18 protein-coding genes are annotated in these 20,771 nt (G+C 67.1%); 6 read left to right on the top strand and 12 right to left on the bottom strand.

The window, feature by feature from the left end; translation table 11 throughout:
* Nucleotides 1-53: 53 nt before the first annotated feature.
* The 3 genes from pseB to HDC31_RS06505 are packed head-to-tail and all read left to right on the top strand — an operon-like array spanning nucleotide 54 to nucleotide 2,898.
* Nucleotides 54-1,043 carry a UDP-N-acetylglucosamine 4,6-dehydratase (inverting) gene (gene pseB / locus HDC31_RS06515; protein WP_058632621.1) on the top strand — a complete coding sequence of 330 codons (990 nt, stop codon included), beginning with the start codon at nucleotides 54-56 and terminating at the stop codon, nucleotides 1,041-1,043.
* Between the two features lie 2 nt (nucleotides 1,044-1,045).
* Complete coding sequence (gene pseC / locus HDC31_RS06510) at nucleotides 1,046-2,170, top strand: UDP-4-amino-4,6-dideoxy-N-acetyl-beta-L-altrosamine transaminase (protein ID WP_113680191.1); 1,125 nt, start codon at nucleotides 1,046-1,048, stop codon at nucleotides 2,168-2,170.
* Nucleotides 2,167-2,898, top strand: a complete 732-nt coding sequence (locus tag HDC31_RS06505; protein WP_113680192.1) for a cytidylyltransferase domain-containing protein — start codon at nucleotides 2,167-2,169, stop codon at nucleotides 2,896-2,898. Before pseC ends, HDC31_RS06505 begins: the two co-directional genes overlap by 4 nt.
* A 19-nt stretch (nucleotides 2,899-2,917) precedes the next feature.
* On the opposite strand, the gene HDC31_RS06500 is transcribed toward HDC31_RS06505, so the two are convergent.
* The 10 genes from HDC31_RS06500 to rfbA form a co-directional block, all read right to left on the bottom strand.
* A complete protein-coding gene (locus HDC31_RS06500; RefSeq protein WP_046749514.1) occupies nucleotides 2,918-3,655 on the bottom strand; it encodes an ABC transporter ATP-binding protein in 738 nt (245 codons plus the stop codon).
* Nucleotides 3,655-4,473, bottom strand: a complete 819-nt coding sequence (locus tag HDC31_RS06495) for an ABC transporter permease (RefSeq protein WP_046749515.1) — start codon at nucleotides 4,471-4,473, stop codon at nucleotides 3,655-3,657. Before HDC31_RS06495 ends, HDC31_RS06500 begins: the two co-directional genes overlap by 1 nt.
* 10 nt (nucleotides 4,474-4,483) lie before the next feature.
* The gene (glf, locus tag HDC31_RS06490; protein ID WP_113680193.1) at nucleotides 4,484-5,620 is read right to left on the bottom strand and encodes a UDP-galactopyranose mutase; all 1,137 of its coding nucleotides are present in this window, start codon (nucleotides 5,618-5,620) and stop codon (nucleotides 4,484-4,486) included.
* 93 nt (nucleotides 5,621-5,713) lie between these two features.
* A complete protein-coding gene (locus HDC31_RS06485) occupies nucleotides 5,714-7,798 on the bottom strand; it encodes an acyltransferase family protein (protein ID WP_113680194.1) in 2,085 nt (694 codons plus the stop codon).
* A gap of 102 nt (nucleotides 7,799-7,900) precedes the next feature.
* Complete coding sequence (locus tag HDC31_RS06480; RefSeq protein WP_179515926.1) at nucleotides 7,901-9,166, bottom strand: lipopolysaccharide biosynthesis protein; 1,266 nt, start codon at nucleotides 9,164-9,166, stop codon at nucleotides 7,901-7,903.
* Nucleotides 9,163-10,056, bottom strand: coding sequence for a glycosyltransferase (locus HDC31_RS06475; protein WP_170224315.1), 894 nt, complete (start codon nucleotides 10,054-10,056; stop codon nucleotides 9,163-9,165). Before HDC31_RS06475 ends, HDC31_RS06480 begins: the two co-directional genes overlap by 4 nt.
* Nucleotides 10,057-10,190: 134 nt before the next feature.
* A complete protein-coding gene (locus HDC31_RS06470) occupies nucleotides 10,191-12,335 on the bottom strand; it encodes an acyltransferase family protein (RefSeq protein WP_179515925.1) in 2,145 nt (714 codons plus the stop codon).
* On the bottom strand, nucleotides 12,332-13,747 hold the full coding sequence (locus HDC31_RS06465; protein ID WP_230977849.1) for a bifunctional dTDP-4-dehydrorhamnose 3,5-epimerase family protein/NAD(P)-dependent oxidoreductase: 1,416 nt from the start codon (nucleotides 13,745-13,747) through the stop codon (nucleotides 12,332-12,334). The genes HDC31_RS06470 and HDC31_RS06465 overlap by 4 nt, the downstream gene beginning before the upstream one ends.
* 5 nt (nucleotides 13,748-13,752) lie before the next feature.
* Nucleotides 13,753-14,751 (bottom strand): dTDP-glucose 4,6-dehydratase, encoded by a 999-nt coding sequence (gene rfbB / locus HDC31_RS06460; RefSeq protein WP_113680196.1) that lies wholly within the window; start codon nucleotides 14,749-14,751, stop codon nucleotides 13,753-13,755.
* Entirely contained in the window at nucleotides 14,751-15,620 is an 870-nt protein-coding gene (gene rfbA, locus HDC31_RS06455; protein WP_058632643.1) for a glucose-1-phosphate thymidylyltransferase RfbA, read from the bottom strand. Before rfbA ends, rfbB begins: the two co-directional genes overlap by 1 nt.
* A gap of 103 nt (nucleotides 15,621-15,723) precedes the next feature.
* On the opposite strand from rfbA, the gene HDC31_RS06450 reads away from it, so the two are divergent.
* Genes HDC31_RS06450 through HDC31_RS06440 form a run of 3 tightly spaced genes read left to right on the top strand, consistent with a single transcriptional unit; the run spans nucleotide 15,724 to nucleotide 18,972 of the window.
* On the top strand, nucleotides 15,724-17,793 hold the full coding sequence (locus HDC31_RS06450) for a hypothetical protein (RefSeq protein ID WP_179515924.1): 2,070 nt from the start codon (nucleotides 15,724-15,726) through the stop codon (nucleotides 17,791-17,793).
* 37 nt (nucleotides 17,794-17,830) lie between these two features.
* Nucleotides 17,831-18,568, top strand: coding sequence for a glycosyltransferase family 2 protein (locus HDC31_RS06445; RefSeq protein WP_058632609.1), 738 nt, complete (start codon nucleotides 17,831-17,833; stop codon nucleotides 18,566-18,568).
* Nucleotides 18,569-18,579: 11 nt separating this feature from the next.
* Entirely contained in the window at nucleotides 18,580-18,972 is a 393-nt protein-coding gene (locus HDC31_RS06440) for a DUF2304 domain-containing protein (protein WP_061015322.1), read from the top strand.
* Nucleotides 18,973-18,975: 3 nt separating this feature from the next.
* On the opposite strand, the gene HDC31_RS06435 is transcribed toward HDC31_RS06440, so the two are convergent.
* Nucleotides 18,976-19,899, bottom strand: a complete 924-nt coding sequence (locus tag HDC31_RS06435; protein WP_218867326.1) for a glycosyltransferase family 2 protein — start codon at nucleotides 19,897-19,899, stop codon at nucleotides 18,976-18,978.
* On the bottom strand, nucleotides 19,892-20,740 hold the full coding sequence (locus HDC31_RS06430; RefSeq protein ID WP_061015324.1) for a glycosyltransferase: 849 nt from the start codon (nucleotides 20,738-20,740) through the stop codon (nucleotides 19,892-19,894). Before HDC31_RS06430 ends, HDC31_RS06435 begins: the two co-directional genes overlap by 8 nt.
* Between the last annotated feature and the right edge of the window lie 31 nt (nucleotides 20,741-20,771).

Genomic DNA, 20,771 nt, shown 5'->3' with positions numbered 1-20,771 from the left:
GGCGTGATTCAACCCGGGAATCCGCACCATTCCACGACGCTGAGGGAGACAGAGTGTCGGTTCTCGAGGGCTCGAGCATCCTCATCACAGGCGGCACAGGATCGTTCGGCAAGGCGTTCATCCGCCATGCGCTGACGCACCTCGATCCGCGACGTCTCGTCGTCTTCTCCCGTGACGAGCTGAAGCAGTACGAGGTGCGGCAGCAGTTCGGCGACGACCCGCGGCTGCGCTGGTTCATCGGCGACATCCGCGACGAGCGGCGCCTCGTCCGCGCTCTGCACGGAGTCGACTACGTGGTGCATGCAGCCGCGCTCAAGCAGGTCGACACCGCGGAGTACAACCCGTTCGAGTTCGTCAAGACCAACGTGCTCGGCAGCCAGAACGTGATCGAGGCGTCGATCGATGCGGGCGTGAAGCGGGTCGTCGCCCTGTCGACGGACAAGGCCTCCAGCCCCATCAACCTGTACGGCGCCACCAAGCTAACAGCCGACAAGCTCTTCATCACCGGGAACCACTACGCGGCCGCCTACGACACGCGCTTCGCCGTGGTGCGGTACGGGAACGTCATGGGCTCGCGCGGCTCGGTCATCCCGTTCTTCGAGAGGCTCGGAGCCGAAGGCAAGCCGCTGCCGATCACCGACCTGCGCTGCACGCGATTCTTCATCACGCTGCCGCAGGCCGTCGAGATGGTCGTCGACACCTTCGAGCTCATGCAGGGCGGTGAGCTGCTGGTCCCCCGCATCCCGTCGATGAAGGTGACCGACCTCGCGCACGCCGTCGTGCCCGGTGCAGACCTCGTCGACGTGGGCCTGCGCCCCGGCGAGAAGCTGCACGAGGAGATGATCAGCCCCGAGGAAGGCCGTCGTGCCGTGGTGGTCGCCGACGGCAAGTACTTCATCATCCAGCCCGACCTCGCATCGTGGGGCTATCGCGTCCCGAAGGATGCCGTTCCGGTGCCCGAAGGCTTCGCCTACCGATCCGACAGCAACGACCGGTGGTACTCGCAGGCCGAGATCGCGGCCATCATCGAAGCGGGTATCTGAGGATGCTGCCGTACGGGAGACAGTCCATCTCCGAAGATGACATCCAGGCCGTCGTCGACGTCCTCCGCGGCGACTGGCTCACCACCGGACCCCTCGTCTCCGCCTTCGAGTCGAAGATCAGCGAGCTCACCGGCGGACATCGCGCGGTGACGGCCACCTCGGGCACGGCGGCGCTGCACATGGCGTATGCGGCAGCAGGGATCTCCGAGGGCGACGTCGTCATCTCCACGCCCATGACCTTCATCGCGACGACGTCGACCGCGTCCATGCGCGGTGCACGGATCGTCTTCGCCGATGTGGAGGAGGACACCGCCCTCATCGACCCGGCCGCGGTGGATGCCCTCATCGACGACCGCACCCGGATCATCACCGCAGTCGACTACGCCGGTCACCCCGCTGACTACGACCGGCTCACGGCGACGGCGGCGCGCTACGGAGCCCGCGTCCTCGACGATGCCGCGCACTCCATCGGCAGCACCTACAACGGCCGGCCGGTGGGCGATCTCGCCGACATCACGACGCTGTCGTTCTTCCCGACGAAGAACCTCACCACCGGCGAGGGCGGAGCGCTCGTCGCCAAGGATCCCGAGCTGGCACAGCGTGCGCACGAGTTCCACAACATCGGTCTCGTGCGGGATGCCTCGCGCTTCCAGGTGCCCGGCGAGGGTGCCTGGCATCAGGAGGTGCACGAGTTCGGCGTGAACTACCGACTCACCGACATCGCCTGCGCGCTCGGCCTGTCCCAGCTCTCCAGACTCGACGCGTTCAAACGTCGGCGCGCGGAGATCACGCGGCGCTACGACGACGCACTAGCCGATCTCGACGGCGTGCGCCGCCCGGTCCAGCGCGAGAACGTCGACGCGATGCGTCACCTCTACCCCGTGCGCATCCTCGACGGGCGACGTCGTGAGGTCTTCGATCGGATGCGGGAACTCGGCGTCGGTGTCCAGGTCAACTACATGCCCGTCTACTGGCATCCGGTGTACGCCGACGCGGGCTACCGGCGAGGGATGTGCCCGAACGCGGAGGCCTTCTACCGCGAGGAGCTGTCGCTTCCGATCCACCCTGAGCTGACCGATTCGCAGGTCGACCAGGTCGTCGACGCCCTCGCGGAGGCGCTGCGGTGACACGAGTCGGGATCATCACGCAGGCGCGGATGACCAGCACCCGGCTCCCCGGCAAGGTCCTGCTCGCCGCGGGCGGACGCACCCTGCTCGACCATCACATCGACAGGCTGCAGAAGCTCGACCTGCCACTGGTCGTCGCCACGACGACGAATGCGAGCGACGATCCGATCGCGGCGCTCGCGGTGTCCCGAGGAGCGCGCGTCTTCCGTGGCAGCGAGACCGACGTGCTGGGACGGTTCGCAGGCGCCGCGCGCGATGCCGGGCTCGACGTGGTCGTGCGCGTCACGTCGGACTGCCCCCTCATCGACCCCGCGCTCGTCCGGCGGGGCATCGAGCGGTTCGCCGAACTCGCGGACCCCACCGCACACGTGTCCAACGTGCTCGAGCGGACCTATCCCCGTGGCTTCGATTTCGAGGTGTTCTCCGCCGCTGCGCTTCTCGAAGCGGACGCACGGGCATCCCTTCCCGCCGATCGCGAGCACGTCACCCCGTTCCTCTACAGCGGCCGGGGAGCCGATACGCGCCTGCACGCCATCACCGGCACGCGCGACGCGTCGCGCTTCCGCGTCACCGTCGACACCCCGGAGGACCTCGCGGTCATCCGCGCCCTCGTCGAGACCTACAGCGCGGCTGACCTCAGCGCCGACGAGATCATCGAGGTCCTCGAAGCCCACCCCGAGCTGGTGGCCCTGAACGCGGACGTGGAGCAGAAGAAGCTCGGGGAGTGACTTCCCGAGCCGACGTGCGTCAGCGCGCGTTGTAGTCCTCGTTGTAACGGTCGAGGACCTCGGCGATCGGCGCGTCGAGGACCAGAGCGCCCTTGTCGAGGTAGAGGCCACGCGTGCAGAAACGGCGCAGGTCGCGTTCGTTGTGGCTGACGAAGAAGAGCGTGCGCCCATCGGCGAGCAGCTCGTCGATGCGTCGATAACACTTCTCGCGGAACGCCTTGTCCCCCACCGCGAGCACCTCGTCGACGAGGAGGATCGGCTCGTCGAGCTGCGACACGACCGCGAAGGCCAGCCGCACCTTCATGCCGTTCGACAGGTGCTTGTAGGGGGTGTCCTCGAAGCCGGCGAGCTCTGCGAACTCGATGATGCCGTCGTAGCGCCGCGACACCTCCTCGCGGGACATCCCATGCAGACCAGCGGTGAGTCGGACGTTCTCCCGCACCGTGAGGTCGCCGACGAATCCACCGGTGATCTCGATGAGCGGTGCGACTCCGCCGTTGACGGTCACCGTGCCCTCGTCCGGAAGGAGCACCTTCGCCACGAGCCGGAGGAGCGTCGATTTCCCCTGACCGTTCCGGCCCACCACACCGATCGATTCTCCGGATCGGACCGAGAAGGACACGTCCCGAAGCGCCCAGAACTCTCCGGGTCGGGAGCGGCGGGAGGCGCCGCCGAACAGATCCTTGAAACTGCGGGACCCGCGTCGGTTGCGACGGAAACGCACTCCGAGGCTGCTGACTTCGATCGCGGTCGCCATCACAGCTCCTTCAGCACGGGTCGCTCGAGCTTGCGGAAGGCCCAGATCCCCAGCGCGAGGATCAGCAGGCTCATCGCGATGCTGATCGTCAGCGTGAACGTGTTCCACTGGTCGGGGAAGAACGGCATCCGGTAGAGCATGAAGATGCCGGCCAGCGGGTTGAAGGCTCCGAGGGTCTGGAAGATCCCCGGCAGATCGGTCACGTTGTAGATGATCGGCGTCGCGTAGAACATCGCCCGCAGGATCAGCGCCGTCGTGCGCTCCAGGTCGACGAAGAGCACGCACAGGGGCGCCACCAGCAGGCCGAGCCCGATGAGGAGGATGGTCTGCAGCACGACGGCCAGGGGAAGCCAGAGGACGCCCCACCCGATCTGCACCGTCCGGTTCGGATCGGCTTCGACCAGAAGGTTCACGACGATGAACAGCACGAGGACCGGCAGCGAGAAGAGGAACTCGATGCCCTTGCTCAGCACGATCCGGTTCACCCAGATCGATCGAGGGATGGCCGTCGAACGCACCAACCGCGAGTCCTTCTTGAAGGCCTTCGTGAAGTCGGAGACCGAACTGTTGAACCACACCCAGGGCAGCAGCGCGCTGATGAGGAAGATGATGTACGGCTCTTCCCCGACGTCCCGCTTGAACACCTGCGTGAAGACGAACCAGTAGATCACGCTCATGACGAGCGGATCGAGCACGGACCACAGGTAGCCGAGGATGCTCGTCGAATAGCGGACCTTCAGGTCTCGGGCCGAGAGCAGCCACAGCGAGTGAAGGTATCGCCGCGGCGTCCCCGGCGCCCCGACAGCAGCGTGACTCACAGTGCCGAGTCTAGGCGAGCTCGTTGTTCCACATCGACAGCGCAGAGCCGATGGCCATGTGCATGTCGAGGTACTGGTACGTGCCGAGACGGCCGCCGAAGTGCACGTCGGTCTCGCCCTTGGTCAACTCGCGGTAGGCCAGCAGGCCGTCACGGTCGGTCGGGGTGTTCACCGGGTAGTACGGCTCATCGTCGCGCTCGGCGAATCGCGAGAACTCCCGCATGATGACCGTCTTGTCCTGCGCGTAGACGTCCTTGCGCTCGGGGTGGAAGTGCTTGAACTCGTGGATGCGCGTGTAGGGCACATCCATGTCCGGATAGTTCATGACGCTGGTGCCCTGGAAGTCCCCGACGCTGAGCACTTCCTGCTCGAAGTCGAGCGTGCGCCAGCTGAGCGCACCCTCCGCGTAGTCGAAGTAGCGGTCGACCGGCCCGGTGTACACGACCGGCAGCTGACCGACCGTGGCCTTCTTGTTCAGCGGCTGCGAGTCGTCGAAGTAGTCGACGCCCAGCTTGACCTCGATGTTCGGGTGGTCGGCCATCCGCTCGATCCAGGCGGTGTAGCCGTCGGTGGGGAGACCTTCCCAGGTGTCGTTGAAGTAGCGGTTGTCGTAGGTGTAGCGCACGGGCAGACGGCTGATGATGTCGCCGGAGAGCTTGTGCGGATCCGTCTGCCACTGCTTGGCGGTGTAGTCGCGGAAGAACGCCTCGAACAGCGGACGCCCGACGAGAGCGATGCCCTTCTCCTCGAAGTTCGTCGCCGACTTCACGTCGAACTCCCCCGCCTGCTCCCTGACGAGAGCCCGAGCCTGGTCCGGCGTGTACGCCGCCTGGAAGAACTGGTTGATCGTGCCCAGGTTCACCGGCATCGGGAAGACCACGCCCTTGTGCGTGGTGTAGACGCGGTGGACGTAGTTGGTGAAGCTCGTGAATCGGTTGACGTACTCCCACACCGTGGCGTTCGACGTGTGGAAGAGGTGGGCGCCGTAGCGGTGCACCTCGATACCGGTCTGCGGCTCGGCCTCGCTGTAGGCGTTGCCGCCGATGTGGTGACGACGGTCGATGACCGTGACCTTGCGGCCGGCGTTTGCGGCGCGCTCTGCGATGGTGAGGCCGAAGAAGCCCGATCCGACGACGAGGAGATCCATGTTGCTGCTTTCTGCCCGATGAGGCTCCGATGCGCACGAGAACGCGCGCCACACAGGTTCTCCACTCTACCGGGGCTCACCAGGGGAACCCTGTCAGCCACCCGTCGGCGGAAGCACCTCGCCCTCATCCAGCATCGCCTGCAGCATCGGGGCGAGTGTGCGCCCGTACGTGTCGGAGACGTGGTTGTCGTCGATGTACACGGCGACGTTCCCGATCACGCCGAGGCAGATGGAGTCCGGGCACATCCACGGTCGGAAATCGACGGCGGTGATCCCCTCGCGCTCAGCGAGCGCATCCAGGGAGACCCCCTCCTCGAACCCGATCTCCGGAACATCGCACATCTCGTCGGCCTCGTAGACGCAGCCGTACATGTCGAAGTCGAACCGCGGATTGTCACGTACGGCGATCACCTGGATACCGCGGTCGAGCAACAGCGACACGATGTCCTCGATCCCGTCCACCAAGACCTCCGGTGATGCCGGGCTGGCACGTGTGACGACGAGGTAGACCGCCTCGGGCTGCACGCGAAGGGCGTAGTCGATCGCCGCTGATCTCCATTCCTCGCAGGACGCGGCATCAGAGGCGGTCTCCGAGGAAGGAGCCGTGTCGGTGGAGGTGGAGGGTGCGCCGATCGCGATCGAGCATCCGCCCCTGAGCAGAGCGATCAGCTCCCAGTCCTGACCCTCCGCGGAGACCCGCAGCGGCGACATCAGCTGCTGGGCATGCGAGTCTCCCATCACGAGGACCCGCCGAGTCCCCGGTTCGGCGGCTCGCACGGTCTGCGTGCACGAGTCTTCCAGGGCCGGTTCGAGGGCGACGAGGTCGCCGGTGCACTCCTGCCCGAGATAGACCCACTCCGCATCAAGGGCCGTGGGGTCGGGGATCAACGGCAGGTCGATGCCCGCGAGATCGATGGGCGAATCGATCTGGGCCGCGCCCGGGTACCCCTGGGAGGCACTCGCCTGGATCGCGTCGGTGCGCTGCACGATGGCGCCCTGCCACGCGCCGAGCGGTACCGCGACGACCAGCACGGCCGCGACGAGCACCCCGATCCCGAGCTTCTTCGACCCTTTGAGCGCCTTCGCCTCCCGGACAGGCTGCTCGACGAAACGGGAGAGCAGCCTCGCGAGGACGAAGGACAGCCCGATGGTGCCGAGGCCCGCCAGCATCCCCGGTTCGGATCGACCGGAGAAGACCATCCAGATCACCAGAACGGGCCAGTGGACCAGGTAGAGCGCGTAGGCGTCGCGCGACACGTACCGGAGAGGACGCGATGCGAGGAACGCCGTCGGTCCGCCGCGAGCCCCGTCCCGACCGGCGATGATCACGAGCGCTGCGCAGAGGATCGGCCACAGCGCGAGATAGCCGGGGAACCCTCCCTGCACATCGATGACGATGCCGCAGACGGCGATCCCGAGCACACCGATCCAGCCGAGCGTTGCGGCGCCGCGGATCGGACCGCGTAGAGCGGGCAGCGCCAAGGCGACCAGAGAGCCGGCGGCGAACTCCCACAGCCGGGTGCGGGTGTCGAAGTAGGCGAAGTCCTGAGCACTGTTCGTCTCCATGATGGAGAACACCAGGGACACGACGAAGATGGTGCCGAACACGGCGAACAGCGCGGGAACGATCAGGTGGCGACGCGTTCTGAGAACCAGCCACACCCCGGCGAGGAGCAACGGCCACAGCAGGAAGACCTGCCCCTGCACCGACAGGGACCAGAAGTGCTGGAACACGCTCGGGGTCTGCGAAGAACGCGCGTAGTAGTCCACCTCGGAGAAGGCGAGGGTCCAGTTCTCGACGTAGAACAGGCTCGACCATGCCTCGCTCCACACCCGTGGCCACTCGGTCCGCGGGAACGCGAGGAAGGCCACGGCGAGCACCCCCGCGATCGTGACAGCGGCGGCGGGGACCAAGCGCAGGAACCGTCGGATCCAGAACGACCCGAGCTGCAGCGGTCGCCCCTCCTGCATCCTCCGGGCGAACGACCCGGTGAGGAAGAACGCGGAGACCATGAGGAACACGTCGACGCCGCCGGAGACCCGTCCGAGCCACACGTGATAGACGACGACGAGCAGGATCGCCAGGGCGCGGAGGCCGTCGATGTCGGCGCGGTGCGAGGGCACTCCCCCCGAGGCGTGAGGAGCACCCGGGGACGGCGCGAGGAACGTCTGTTTCATAGCGGAGCGGCCATGCCGGCGAACGGGCGCCGCGGTCTGTTCGGGGAGACCGTAGCCGCACCCAGCCTAACGTCGCGACGACGGAGAGTGGTCGCGACGTCCTCAATGATCGGTCGGCGGTGTCTCCGAGGCGAGGTGGCGGGCGCTGCTCGCTCGCAGCAGCACGGTCGTGCGATAGGTCGCGACGAGCACGGCGGATGCCGCGATCACACCGACGATCCCGATGAGACCCCACAGCAGCACGGCAGGAATCATGAGCGGGAGGCTGATGACGGCGGCGACGACCGATGACTTCGCGAGCTCTCTCTCCTTGTGGAGGGCGACGAGCCCGGCGAGACCCACGATCTGCGCGACGCACTCCCCCGCGAAGCCGATCCCCGCGATGAGCGCGATCTCGAACGGGATGACGGCCTTCCCCACCGTCAAGGGGATGGAGATCGGGGTTGCCAGGAACGCGAAGCATGCGCCGCCGAACAGCCCCACGGCCAGGCCCACCCACAGCGAGCCCCTTGCGCGCAGACGGGTCTGCTCCGGTCCTGCTTCCGGCACCCACCCCTGCACGGCCTGGAGGATGGGGGCGAGCACGAGCACGCCGTACCGGTACAGCTTGTCGACGGCGGCGAAGATGGGCAGGACGGGCTTCATGTAGACGTCGACGAGGAGCACCGGGAGCATGGTCGAGAGGTTGCCGAAGAGCACCGTCGCGAGCCCGGGGATCTGTGCGCGCATCGTCGATCCGAGCTCCTTCACCCTCGTGCGGTGGAGGCGCACTCCGTCGCGCTTGCGCAGTGCGAAGAGAAGACCGCCGACGACGCCTGCGACGGTCGCGAACGCGACGCAGTAGAGGTAGGAGGTCAACGTCGGCGCGATCACCACGGCGACCAGCGCGGCGACCTGTCCCAGGACGGCAGGCAGCGCGTCGAACACGAGCATCGCCACGGGCCTGTTGGTCCCGATGAAGTACCACGCGGCCCCGATTCCGGGGATGGCATAGGCGATCGTGGCGAGCACGGCCGCGAGCGGATCCGCGCCGAGCACGATGCCCAGGATCACGGCGAGCGGACCGACGATGAGGAACAGGAGCACTCGGGCGACGACCGAATCGGCGAGGAACTGCCGTCGGCTGCTCGCGGGGAGCGCGGAAACGGTGCTGGGGCCCGTCGCACCCCACCCGAACGCGACGAAGATCGATGCGAACTGGCCGATGATCTGGAGCACGAACAGACGCGCCCACTCGTCGGTGCCGATCGTGCTGATCAGCAGCGGGATCGAGACGATGCCCACCACCGTGGACGCGACGATCGAGACCGAGAACAGCGCGCTCCGGCGCAGCAGGTCGTGTCGAAGCAGCGCTCCCAGCCGGCTCACGCTCGCCGACCGAGCCGACCGAGCACGTCGGGCCGGATGCGACCGAGCGTGCCGCGCCTGCCATCACGCCAGCCGGCACGGACGGCGCGCAGCTGCGCGACCCGGTCCGGGGCGAGGACGCTCCCCCACAGCACCATCTCCGCCATCTTGCGATTGCGACGCCTCATCCACCCCCGGTGGTCCGCGCCGTACTGCCGCGACAGCCACACGCTGTTGCGCACCATGTAGTAGGTCCGCCACGGAGCGTGGTACAGCACGTGCCGCTGCTTTCCGAGGATGACCAGCGGCCGTCCGAACACCGAGAGCGGCACAGCCTCCCCCAGAGCGTGCTCCATCGCGAGTCCCTCATCGACGAGGAACCGGTAACCGGCCTCGCGTGCGCGCACGGTGAACTCGGAGTCGACCGCGTCGATGAACAGGTCCGTGCGGAACTCGCCGATCGCCTCGAACGCACCGACCGGGAGCAGTTGCCCGGATTGGATCGGATCGAACGGGCCACCGGTCGGGTCGTTCAGCACCGGCGCTCCTCCGACGACGCCAGGCACGGCGGCCGCGACGTTCACGCCCTGCGCCTCTGCTGCGTCGATGCGGGTCAACAGACGCTCGACATGCCCGTCGGCCAGAGCGGAGTCCTGGTCGAGCGTGAGGATGTGCGTCGCCCCGATCTCGCGCGCCCGGCTGATCGCCGTGTTCAAAGCGGTCGCGATACCGCGGTTCTCCTCGGCGGAGATGACCTCGGTCCGCTCCGGGAACGTGATGGTGTCGACGGATCGGGAGCCGTCATCGACGACCACGACGGAATCGACCTGCCGCAGGATCGACTCGATCGTGCTCGGCAGACTCTCGGGTGCACGGAACACCGGGATCACGGCGACTATGCGATGCGGCATCAAGTGCTCCTGTAGGGGTGGCGGGTGAACCGGACCAGCGGAGACATCCGCCGGCAACGGGCCAGACGATCCTACCGAGGTCGGCTGGACGGCTCGCCCAGCGGGGGCCTCATCCCTCTGTCGAGTCCGGGTCCTCATCCATCGGACAGGATCTTCCCGATCGTCGCCGAGATCTCGGGAGCGAGCATCCGCACGTATTCCAGGTTCAGGTGATCGGCGTCGTAGTAGACGGGGACACCGCCGATCACGGCATAGCATCGCTCCGCATCGCAGAAGCGATCCGTCAGATCCAGCACCGTGATCGAGTCCGAGCGCTCAGCGGCGCCGGCCATCAGGACGGGGTCTGCCGGCTGCGCGTCCGCCCGGGGACGCGCGCAGGCCACAGGGTCCGTGGAGTTCAGCAGCACGCAGTCCACGCCGCGCACCTCCCCGTTGTACGGCGGATCCGCGATCGCCAGGACGTCGATCCCCTCGTCGGCCCACGCCGTCCAATAGTCGATCAGGCCCGCACTCATCTGCTCGAAAGCGGACGCTCCGCTGCCGTCGTCCACCAGATCCTGTCGTGCCGCCATCGCGGTGACCACCAGATCAGGCTTCGCCGTGCGGATCGTCGCGGCGAGGTCGTCCGACCAGGTGTTGCATCGATCGGCTTCCGCCTGCCCCCACGGACCGCGGAACCCGAGGAAGTCGACATCGGCCACCGGACACCCGCCGAGATAGCTCGTCGTGACGATCCAGTTGTTCTCCCTGGCGATGTCGAAGATGGCCCCCTGCCACTGCTGTGCGTGCGAGTCGCCGACCAGCCAGACCTGCTTCGGGTCGGAAGCGCCTCCCGAGAAGTCGCACTCCAACGTCGTCTGCTTCTCTCCGTATGTGAGGATCGGCAGGAACGTCCCACATTCCGGCGGCGTGAAGAAGTACTCGTTCTTCGAGGTCATCACCGAGTACTCCGCCGGACCGAACGCGTCAGCGCAGTCCGCCCCAGGGGCCATCGCCAGCGGACCCTCGCACGACGATGCGACGACCTCGACCGGAGGTCGGTCGGCATCCACGCGCGTCTGGTACCAGGCGAGCACGCCGGCGACGAGGGCGCCGATCACGACCATGCCGACCAGCATGAGACCGACTGCTCTGCGGGTCGACGTGCGCCAGTAGCGCCACTTCTGCCCCCTGTCCTCGACGAAGGTCTTCGTGAGGGCCGCGAGGACGATCGAGATCGCGAGGACGCCCACTTTGGAGAGCGTGCTGGCTTCCGCGCCGATCACGAACGGAGCGGCGACGATCAGCGGCCAGTGCCAGAGGTAGAGCGAGTACGAGATCCCTCCGACCCACTGGACGGGTGGCAACGCCGTCACTCTCGCGTGCCAGAGCCGCGAGTACGACGTGCCCGCGACGATGACGGCAGCGGTGCCCAGCACGGGAACCAGGGCCGCGTACCCGGGGAAGGACGTCGTGTAATCGTACGCGAACGCCGAGAAGGCGATCAGCACGAAGCCGAGGATGCTCACGATCTGGGCGACGATACGCGGGAGCCGCAGTCGTGCACCGAGCAGCGCGACGGCGCCGCCGACCGCGAACTCCCAGCCCCGGGTGAAGGTCGCGAAGTATGCCTGGGACGGGGCGAGGATCGTGTAAACGATGCTCGCGCCCAGCGAAAGCACGCCGACAGTCGCGACGACGAGCAGCAGCGCTCTCGAGGCGCTCCGCTCGCCACCCCCTGGCCGAGAAGACCTTCGGCCGAGGCGCGCCGAGGCGGCCAGGGCCGCGAGCAGCAGCAGGGGCCACACGATGTAGAACTGCTCCTCGACCGAGAGCGACCAATAATGCTGCACCATGCTCGCCGCGTCGTTGAGTGCCGAGTAGTTCACCGACATCGCCGCGAGATACCAGTTCTCGACGTAACCGGCGCTCGCGGCGATCTCCCAGGCGTTGCGCGCCCACCGAGGATAGGGGAGGAACGCGATCAGCAGCACGAGGGAGACGGCGAGCACGACGAACGCCGCCGGGAGCAGGCGGCGGATGCGGCGAGCATAGAAGGCGCCGAGCCGCACCCCGCCGGTCCGTGTCATCTCCCCCACGAGGTGCCCGGTGATGAGGAACCCCGAGATCACGAAGAAGACATCGACGCCGACATAGCCGCCGGTGATGCGCGTCGGCCAGAGGTGGTTCAGGACGACGAGCCCGATGGCGACTGCACGCAGAGCCTGGATGTCGGTGCGGAACACACGCTCACGAGGGGCGGCCGACGGCGGTGCCGCCGTGGGCAGCGGAGCGCTCACGAACCGAGATACTCCTGCAGCAGATCGTCGCCCGTGCGAGGGTCGAAGCCGGCCGCACGCACACGCGTCAGATCGAGTTCGCTGTTGCGCGGCCGAGGAGCGATCGGACCGGATGCCGAAGCGAAGTACTGCTCCGTGGAGACACCCGTGACGCGGGACGGGTCGTGGCCCGTCAGCTGGTACACACGCCGCGCGACGTCCGCCCAGGTCACCGCGTCGCCTGCCGACGTCAGGTTGTACACGCCGGGCGCGGGGCGCACGGCGAGCAGGTGGCGGATCAGCTCGGCGATCTGCGAGGCGAAGGTCAGCCGACCGTGCTGGTCGTCGACGACGGTCGGATCGATGCCCTTCTCGGCGAGCGAGGCCATCGTCCTCACGAAGTTGTTGCCTGCACCGATCACCCAGGATGTCCGGATGATGTAGTGCAGCGGAGCCGTGGCCACGGCGATGTCACCCGCTGCCTTCGACTGTCCGTAGACGCCGAGCGGGCAGACGGCATCGTCTTCACGGTACGGGCGCTCCCCCCACCCGTCGAAGACGTAGTCGCTGGAGACATGCACGAGCGTGATGCCGTACTCCGCGGCGATGCGAGCCAACGCCGCGGGTCCCGCGGCGTTGACCGCCCACGCGTCCCGGCGTCCTTCCGTGGTCTCGGCACGGTCGACCGCGGTGTACGCGGCGGCGTTGATGATGGTGTCGTAGTCGCGCCACCGGCGCGCTGATCCCAGGTCGGCCGCGCCGAGGTCGATCTCGGCGCGCGTCGTCCACTCGACGTTCTCCACACCGTCGAACTCCTCGCGCAGCGCCGAGCCGAGCTGACCGGATGCGCCGATCACGAGCGTGCGACGCGGAGCGATGGGCGACACGTCCGCCAGGCGGGGGTGTGCGAGGTCCTTCTCCGAGACCTCGGCCTCCGAGAGCGGGATCGGCCACGCGATCGCGGCGGTCTCGTCGGCGAGATTGAGGAAGGAGTATGACGCGTCGGGCGACCAGTGATCGTTCACCAGGTAGGTGTACGCCGTGTCGGGCTCGAGTGTCTGGTACGAGTTCCCGACGCCGCGCGGAACGAAGATCGCCCTGGACGGGTCGAGCTCGGCCGTGAAGACCGCACCGAAAGTCGGCCCCTCGCGCAGGTCGACCCACGCGCCGAAGATCCGCCCCGTGGCGACCGAGACCCACTTGTCCCACGGCTCGGCGTGGATGCCCCGCGTGGTGCCGACGGCGTCGTTGAAGGACACGTTGTTCTGCACCGGCCCGAAATCGGGCAGGCCGAGCGCTGTCATCTTCTCGCGCTGCCAGTTCTCCTTGAACCACCCGCGCGAATCACCGTGCACTGGCAGGTCGAAGATCACCAGCCCGGGGATCCCGGTCTCCGCCCGGCCGAGCTTCTTGCCGAACTCGATGTCGCTCACGACGCCTACTGTCCCTTCGTCGCGTAGAAGGCCTCGGTGGAGTCCTTCGACGGCGCCCACCATGCCTCGTTGTCGCGGTACCACTGGATGGTCGCCGCGAGACCGGATTCGAAGTCGGCGTACTCCGGAGACCAGCCCAGCTCTGTGCGGAGCTTCGTCGAGTCGATCGCGTACCGCAGGTCGTGGCCGGCACGGTCGGTGACGTGGTCGTAGGCGTCGCGCGGCTGACCCATCTCCTCGAGGATCAGCTCGACGACCTCCTTGTTGTTGCGCTCGCCGTCGGCCCCGATGAGGTACGTCTCGCCGATCCGCCCCTTCTCGAGGATGGTGAGCACCGCAGACGAATGGTCGTTCGCGTGGATCCAGTCGCGCACGTTCTCGCCGGCGCCGTAGAGCTTCGGACGGATGCCGCGGATCACGTTCGTGATCTGTCGCGGGATGAACTTCTCGACGTGCTGGTACGGGCCGTAGTTGTTCGAGCAGTTCGAGATCGTCGCCTGGACGCCGAAGGAGCGGACCCACGCCCGGACCAGCAGGTCGCTGCCGGCCTTCGTCGATGAATACGGCGACGACGGGTTGTACGGCGTCTGCTCCGTGAAGCGCTCCGGATCGTCGAGCTCGAGGTCTCCGTACACCTCGTCGGTCGAGATGTGGTGGAAGCGCTTCTCGTGCCGGCGCGCGGCTTCGAGGAGCGTGTACGTGCCGATGATGTTGGTGTCCAGGAAGGGACGAGGGCTGTGCAGCGAGTTGTCGTTGTGGGACTCTGCGGCGTAGTGCACCACGGCATCGGCTTGGGCGGTGAGCGTGTCCACCAGCTCGGCGTCGGTGATGTCGCCGTGCACGAAACGGACACGGTCATCGGGCAGACCCTCGAGCGAGGCCCGGTTGCCCGCGTAGGTGAGGGCGTCGAGCACCGTGACCGTGTGGTCGGTGTTCTCGACGGCGTAGTGCACGAAGTTGGAGCCGATGAAACCGGCGCCGCCGGTGACGAGGATGTTCGACATCAACGACCTCTTTCCAGGGTCTCGAGGAGGTAAGTGCCGTAACCGGACTTGACGAGCTTCTCTGCGCGCTCGCGGAGTTCGTCATCGTCGAGGAAGCCCTGACGCCATGCGACCTCCTCCGGCACACCGATGCGGAGCCCGGTGCGACGCTCCATGGTGCGCACGTAGTCGCCGGCGTCGGACATCTGGTCGAACGTGCCGGTGTCCAACCATGCGGTGCCGCGGGGCAGGACCTCGACCTGGAGCGCGCCGCGCTCGAGGTAGGCACGGTTGACGTCGGTGATCTCGTACTCCCCGCGTGGGCTGGGTTCGAGCGAGCGGGCGATCTCGACGACGTCGTTGTCGTAGAAATAGAGGCCGGGTACGGCGTAGTTGCTCTTCGGCTGCGCCGGCTTCTCCTCCAGGGAGACCGCACGACCGTCGGCGTCGAACTCCACGACGCCGTAGGCGTTCGGCTCCGCCACCCAGTACGCGAACACCGCGCCGCCCTCGACATCGGTGTACCGCTTGAGCTGCGTGCCGAGACCAGGACCGTAGAGGAGATTGTCTCCGAGGACCAGCGCGACCTTGTCATCGCCGATGAAGTCGGCACCGATCACGAAAGCCTGGGCCAGCCCGTCCGGAGAGGGCTGCTGCGCGAATGTCAGGTTGACGCCGAACTGCGAGCCGTCCCCGAGGAGACGCTCGAACTGCTCCGCATCGTGCGGTGTCGTGATGATCAGGATGTCCTTGATACCCGCGAGCATCAGAGTGGACAGCGGGTAGTAGACCATCGGCTTGTCGTACACCGGGATCAGCTGCTTCGAGATTCCGATCGTGATCGGGTGCAGTCGAGTTCCGGAGCCGCCAGCGAGAATAATGCCTTTCACCCCCATATCGTGCCACATCCCGGCGGGGAGCGCGGTGGGAGGATTCGCTTGCGCCACTTCAATCACAGTGGCATCATCTGTATCTTTCCGTCACACTAGGCAAGTGACCAGCTCAGTTTCCCCACGCCTGCGCGCCCTCATCGCGAGTACAGCCGCAGTCGTCTTTGCTGCCTCCCTGCTTCTCGCGAGCCCTGCGACCGCTGCCGGAGGGGGTGATCCCGCCGCCGGCGCCGCGGCATCCGCACCCGAAGCGACCGACATCGTCAAGACCGCGGACCTGTCCCTGTTCCGCCCGGGGAACATCATCGCCGACGCGGTGTTCTTCAACGCCGTGACGATGAATGCCGGGCAGATCGACTCATTCCTGCGGAGCAAGGTCTCCAGCTGCCGCGCGGGCTACGTCTGCCTCAAGGACTACCGGCAGAACACCCCGACCCGTCCCGCCGACGCCTACTGCAACGGCTACGCCGGTGCCGGCAACGAATCGGCGGCGACCATCATCGACAAGGTCTCCAAGTCGTGCGGCATCAACCCGCAGGTGCTCATCGTGATGCTGCAGAAGGAGCAGGGGCTGGTCACCGACAGCTACCCACCGGCGGGCCGCTTCAACATCGCGATGGGTCAGGGCTGCCCCGACACCGCAGGATGTGACCCCGCGTACTCCGGGTTCTTCTACCAGGTCTACGGCGCGGCCAGGCAGATGAAGATCTATGCCGAGGGCCGCTGGTTCACCTACTACGCTCCCGGCCGCACGTGGAACATCCTGTACCACCCGGAGCCCAAGCGGAACTGCGGTTCCGCACCGGTGTACATCGAGAACACCGCGACGGCAGCGCTGTACTACTACACGCCGTACCAGCCGAACCGCGCCGCGCTCAACGCCGGCTACGGAGAGGGAGACGGATGCTCTGCCTACGGCAACCGGAACTTCTACCAGTACTTCACCGACTGGTTCGGCAGCACGCAGCGCGTCACCTCCGTGATCGTGCGCGGCGACGGCCCCGAGGTGTATCTGCTGTCCGGCGGATACCGCTTCCACATCAAGACGGCTGAGGACCTGCGAGCGTTCTCCGCGAAGCTCGGTGCCGTGAGCCAGGTACCGGCCTCCTACCTCAAGACCATCCCCCTGGGTTCGCAGATCTCCCGCTACGTGCACGACGCCCGTGAGGGGATCCTCTATCTGATCGATCCCGACGGCACCCGCCACCGGTTCGGCAGCGAGAAGCAGATCCTCGATTTCGGCTACGCCTTCAATTCCTACGTGAATCTCGCGCCCGCGATCATCGACGCGTTCCCCCGCGGCGAGGATGTCGGGAGCCTCTTCCACGTCGGCGTCGACACCCAGATCTACTCGCTCGACAACGGACAGAAGAGATATGTCCCCAGCGTCGAGACCTGGCGATACCTCTCCGGGGGCAAGCTCGGCTACGTGGCCTCGATGGATCCGAGCGCGGCGGCGAAGTTCCCGCAGGGGCGCGTTGTCCTCATGCCGCGGTCGATGGTGCGCGAGGTCGACAAGCCGGCCGTGTACCTCGCGACAGCGGGCACGACGCTCATCCACACCCCCAGCCTCGAACTCGGCGCGGCGTTCGGCACGTCGACCGCGGTCACCGTGCTCCCGTCCGGGGCGCTCACCGGTTACGCCCCCGCGGCCACGACGCTGTCTCCGTTCGTCACGTGCGACGCGGCGCCGTATGTCATCTCGAGCGCCGGCCTGCAGCGGATCTCCGGCAACATCCCGGCGACACGATTCACCACCACGGCCCTCACGGCCGCGGACTGCGCCGCGTTCACCCCGAACAACACGCCGACCGCCCAGCCGTTCTTCATCCGCACCGACGAACGGGGCGAGGTGTACCGTCTGCTCGACGGCCAGCTGCAGTACGTCTCGTCGTACTCGGACCTGGTCACCCTCTCGGGAGGCACCATCCGCCTGGTCGGGTGGAAGGACGCCACCGTGGGCGTGCTCGGCGTCACCAAGCCGATGATCCCCTCGGGAACCGTCGTGCAGTTCGCCGGCGACGGCAGGGTCTTCCGGTGGAACGGCTCGCAGCTCTCGCACATCACGACCTACGAGGCCCTGCTGAGGATCGGCGGCGGAAAGGCGCCGACGATCGCGACCATCCCCGCCAGACTCGCGCCGGTGATGCCTGTCGGCGCTCCGACCGCCTAGGGTCGCCGTCAGGGTCGGCTTGGTAGGCTCAGACATCATGCCAGAAACCACGCTGATCATCGTCCCCGCCTGGAACGAAGCGCAGAACATCCCGACGACGGTCCGCGAGATCACCGCTGCATGCCCCACGTACGACGTGCTGGTCATCGATGACGGGTCCACCGACGCGACGGGCGCGGTCGCCGATGCCGCGGGTGCACGCGTGGTGCGGCTGCCGTTCAACCTGGGCGTCGGCGGCGCGATGCGTGCGGGGTTCCTGTACGCCGCGCGTCACGGCTACAGCCGCGTCATCCAGGTCGATGCCGACGGCCAGCACAACCCGCAGGACATCGATCGCGTGCTCGCAGGGCTCGAGCACGCCGACATCTCCATCGGCGCGCGATTCGCCGAGGTCGGCGACTACGTCGCCCGGGGTCCTCGCCGGTGGGCGATGCGCGTGCTCGCACGGACGGTGTCCCGCGTCTCCGGCGCCACGCTGACCGACGTGACGAGCGGCTTCCGCGCAGCCAACCGCCGGGCGATCGCCCAGTACATCACCTACTACCCCGCGGAGTACCTCGGCGACACGCTCGACTCCCTCGTCGCAGCAGTGCACGCAGGGCTGACGGTCACCCAGGTTCCGGTCGCGATGCGTCCGCGCCTGCACGGAAAGCCCAGCCAGGGGCCGCTCTCGGCATCCGTCTACCTGCTGCGATCGGTCTTCGCCCTGACCTTGGCCATCGTCCGACGTCCGATCCGACGCTCCTCCGCCCCGTCCCCCGTCGTGTCAGCGTAGGAAGGCACCCCATGGTTGTTCTCGGCGCACTCGTGCTGTCCATCGCTCTGCTGTCGTTCATCCTCTGGATGCTGTTGACACGGCGCCTCCGCGAGAAGTACGCGGTGCTGTGGCTCCTGATCGGCGTCGCCGCCCTCGTCGCATCGGTGTTCCCGCAGTTGCTCTTCTGGCTCACGGGGGTGCTCGGAGTCGAGCTGCCTGCGAACCTCTTCTTCCTGCTCGCCATCCTGCTCCTGCTCGGTGTCGCCCTCCATCTCTCGTGGGAGCTGTCGACATCGGAGGAGGAGATCAGAGTCCTCGCCGAGGAGGCGGGTCTCGCCGAGACGCACATCATCGAGGTCCAGCATCGGTTGAGCGCGCTCGAAGCTCGACTGGAGGAGCTCGACGGCGGTCCGCGAAGCTGACCGTCAGCGCCTCACTGCGCCGCTGGGCCTGACCGCGGCCAGGAACAGGCGTCGAGCCCGAGCGAGGTCTCCACCTGCGAGCGCAGCGACCATCTCGCTCGCGGCGTTGAGTCGGGAGATGCACCGTCGCCGACCGATCCTGGCCGCCCGCGCCCAGCCGTTGGCCTTCATCCGCGCGGCGTACTCGTCGAAGAACGCGGCTTCCTGCTCGAAGCGGCTGCCCGACGCGGCCGTGACCGACGACACGGAGCTCATGTGCCTGCGATAGTCGAAGACCACGTCGTCGGTCACCAGCATCGACCCGCCGTCCAGTGCGATGTCCAGGAGAAGCCCGAGATCGAGCGCGACCGCCCAGTGATCATCGAAACCGTGGGCGCGCGCCACCTCGCTCTTCCAGACGATCGACGGAAAGTACGCCCAGTCCGCTCGGATCAGGCTCTCCGCCATGTGCCGAGCGTCGAGGATCCGGCCGCCCTCCCCCACCCGCGGCCGTACCCAGCGCTTCACGCGATCCGCAAGGGGCAGAACGTGTCGGCCCGACTCATCGATGACGCTCACTCCCGGCTGGAACACGTCCACCCCGGGATTGTCGGCGATGAGCCGTGACATCACGCCGATGTAGTCCGGATGCATCCGGTCGTCATCCCCCATCATCACGAAGTAGGGCGCTTCGACCAGATCGAGACAGCGGTTGAAGTTCTTCGCCAACCCGAGGTTCTGCTCGTTCCTGACGTACACCACTCGCGGGTCGCCGAGCGCTTCGAGACGCTCTCGGATCGGATCACCGGGGTACGCGTCGTCGACACAGACGAGCCGCCAGGAGTCGCTCGTCTGCTCGAGGACCGACCGGATCGCCTCCCACGCCGAATCCGGGTGACTGTAGTAGGGCAGCATGACGTCGATCGTCACACGGCCGGGCTCAGTCATCGATCTTCCCGGTGCGGCCGGCCCTGGCATCTCGCCAACCGGCCAAGGCATCCCCCACCGGCACCCGTCCTGTCCTGCGCCATCCGACGATGAGCTCCTCCGCCGCCCGACGACCGAGCGCGAGCGAGCTGCGCACCCTGCCGAGCCCGGCCTTGCGCGCGAACAGCGCCATGTTCCGGACCCCGAGTCGCAGCGGATGGGCTCCGGGCTCCTGCGCGGCGCGCACATCGAGCACCACGGTCCGCCAGCCGTGCCTTCTGAGCGCCCACCCCGTATCGACATCCTCGAAGTACAGGAAGTACATCTCCTCCATGCCGCCGATCTCGCGGAGCGCACGGGTGCGGTACATCACGACCGCACCGTCGACCCAGTCGACATCGCGGGATCCGGAGGCGGGGGCGGTCACATGGTGATAGGCACGCCCGCCCTTGGTGAGGACTCCACCCGCGGAGAACACGACATCGGGCCTGGACACCCAGTACAGGGTCGGCGCGACCGCGCCCACGTCCGGAAGACGATCGAAGGCATCGAGCAGGCGCGCGCTGAGGTCCTCCTCGAACCAGGCATCATGCGTCAGCACGAGCAGATTCTCGATCCCTCGCTGCTCACACACGTCGAGAGCCAGGTTGACGGCTGCCCCGTACCCGGGGTTGTCACCCCGTCGGATCATCACAGGTGGTCTCCCGTTCACATCCGTCAGCACGTCATCAGGCAGATCGCCGCCGTTGTCCACGATGATGACCTGAGCGCACGGCGCCTCCTGAGAGTCCAAGCGCGCGAGCACGTCCCTGACCAGGTCTGGGCGTCGATATCCGATGACCAGCGCGGCATAGTCGCTCATTGGCGTGATTCCTCCTTCAGTCGCCTGAAGG

Source organism: Microbacterium sp. JAI119 (genome assembly GCF_013410135.1).
Classification (GTDB): domain Bacteria; phylum Actinomycetota; class Actinomycetes; order Actinomycetales; family Microbacteriaceae; genus Microbacterium; species Microbacterium oxydans.
Note: the sequence above shows the minus strand (reverse complement) of the source record. Positions and strands in the feature narration are given on the sequence as shown.

Coding starts and splice junctions, on each gene's coding strand:
- HDC31_RS06500 (WP_046749514.1), bottom strand. CDS start 3,655: ATGGCGACCGCGATCGAAGTCAGCAGCCTCGGAGTGCGTTTCCGTCGC.
- HDC31_RS06475 (WP_170224315.1), bottom strand. CDS start 10,056: ATGCCGCATCGCATAGTCGCCGTGATCCCGGTGTTCCGTGCACCCGAG.
- pseC (WP_113680191.1), top strand. CDS start 1,046: ATGCTGCCGTACGGGAGACAGTCCATCTCCGAAGATGACATCCAGGCC.
- HDC31_RS06485 (WP_113680194.1), bottom strand. CDS start 7,798: ATGAAACAGACGTTCCTCGCGCCGTCCCCGGGTGCTCCTCACGCCTCG.
- HDC31_RS06430 (WP_061015324.1), bottom strand. CDS start 20,740: ATGAGCGACTATGCCGCGCTGGTCATCGGATATCGACGCCCAGACCTG.
- glf (WP_113680193.1), bottom strand. CDS start 5,620: ATGGATCTCCTCGTCGTCGGATCGGGCTTCTTCGGCCTCACCATCGCA.
- HDC31_RS06445 (WP_058632609.1), top strand. CDS start 17,831: ATGCCAGAAACCACGCTGATCATCGTCCCCGCCTGGAACGAAGCGCAG.
- HDC31_RS06435 (WP_218867326.1), bottom strand. CDS start 19,899: ATGACTGAGCCCGGCCGTGTGACGATCGACGTCATGCTGCCCTACTAC.
- rfbB (WP_113680196.1), bottom strand. CDS start 14,751: ATGTCGAACATCCTCGTCACCGGCGGCGCCGGTTTCATCGGCTCCAAC.
- HDC31_RS06440 (WP_061015322.1), top strand. CDS start 18,580: ATGGTTGTTCTCGGCGCACTCGTGCTGTCCATCGCTCTGCTGTCGTTC.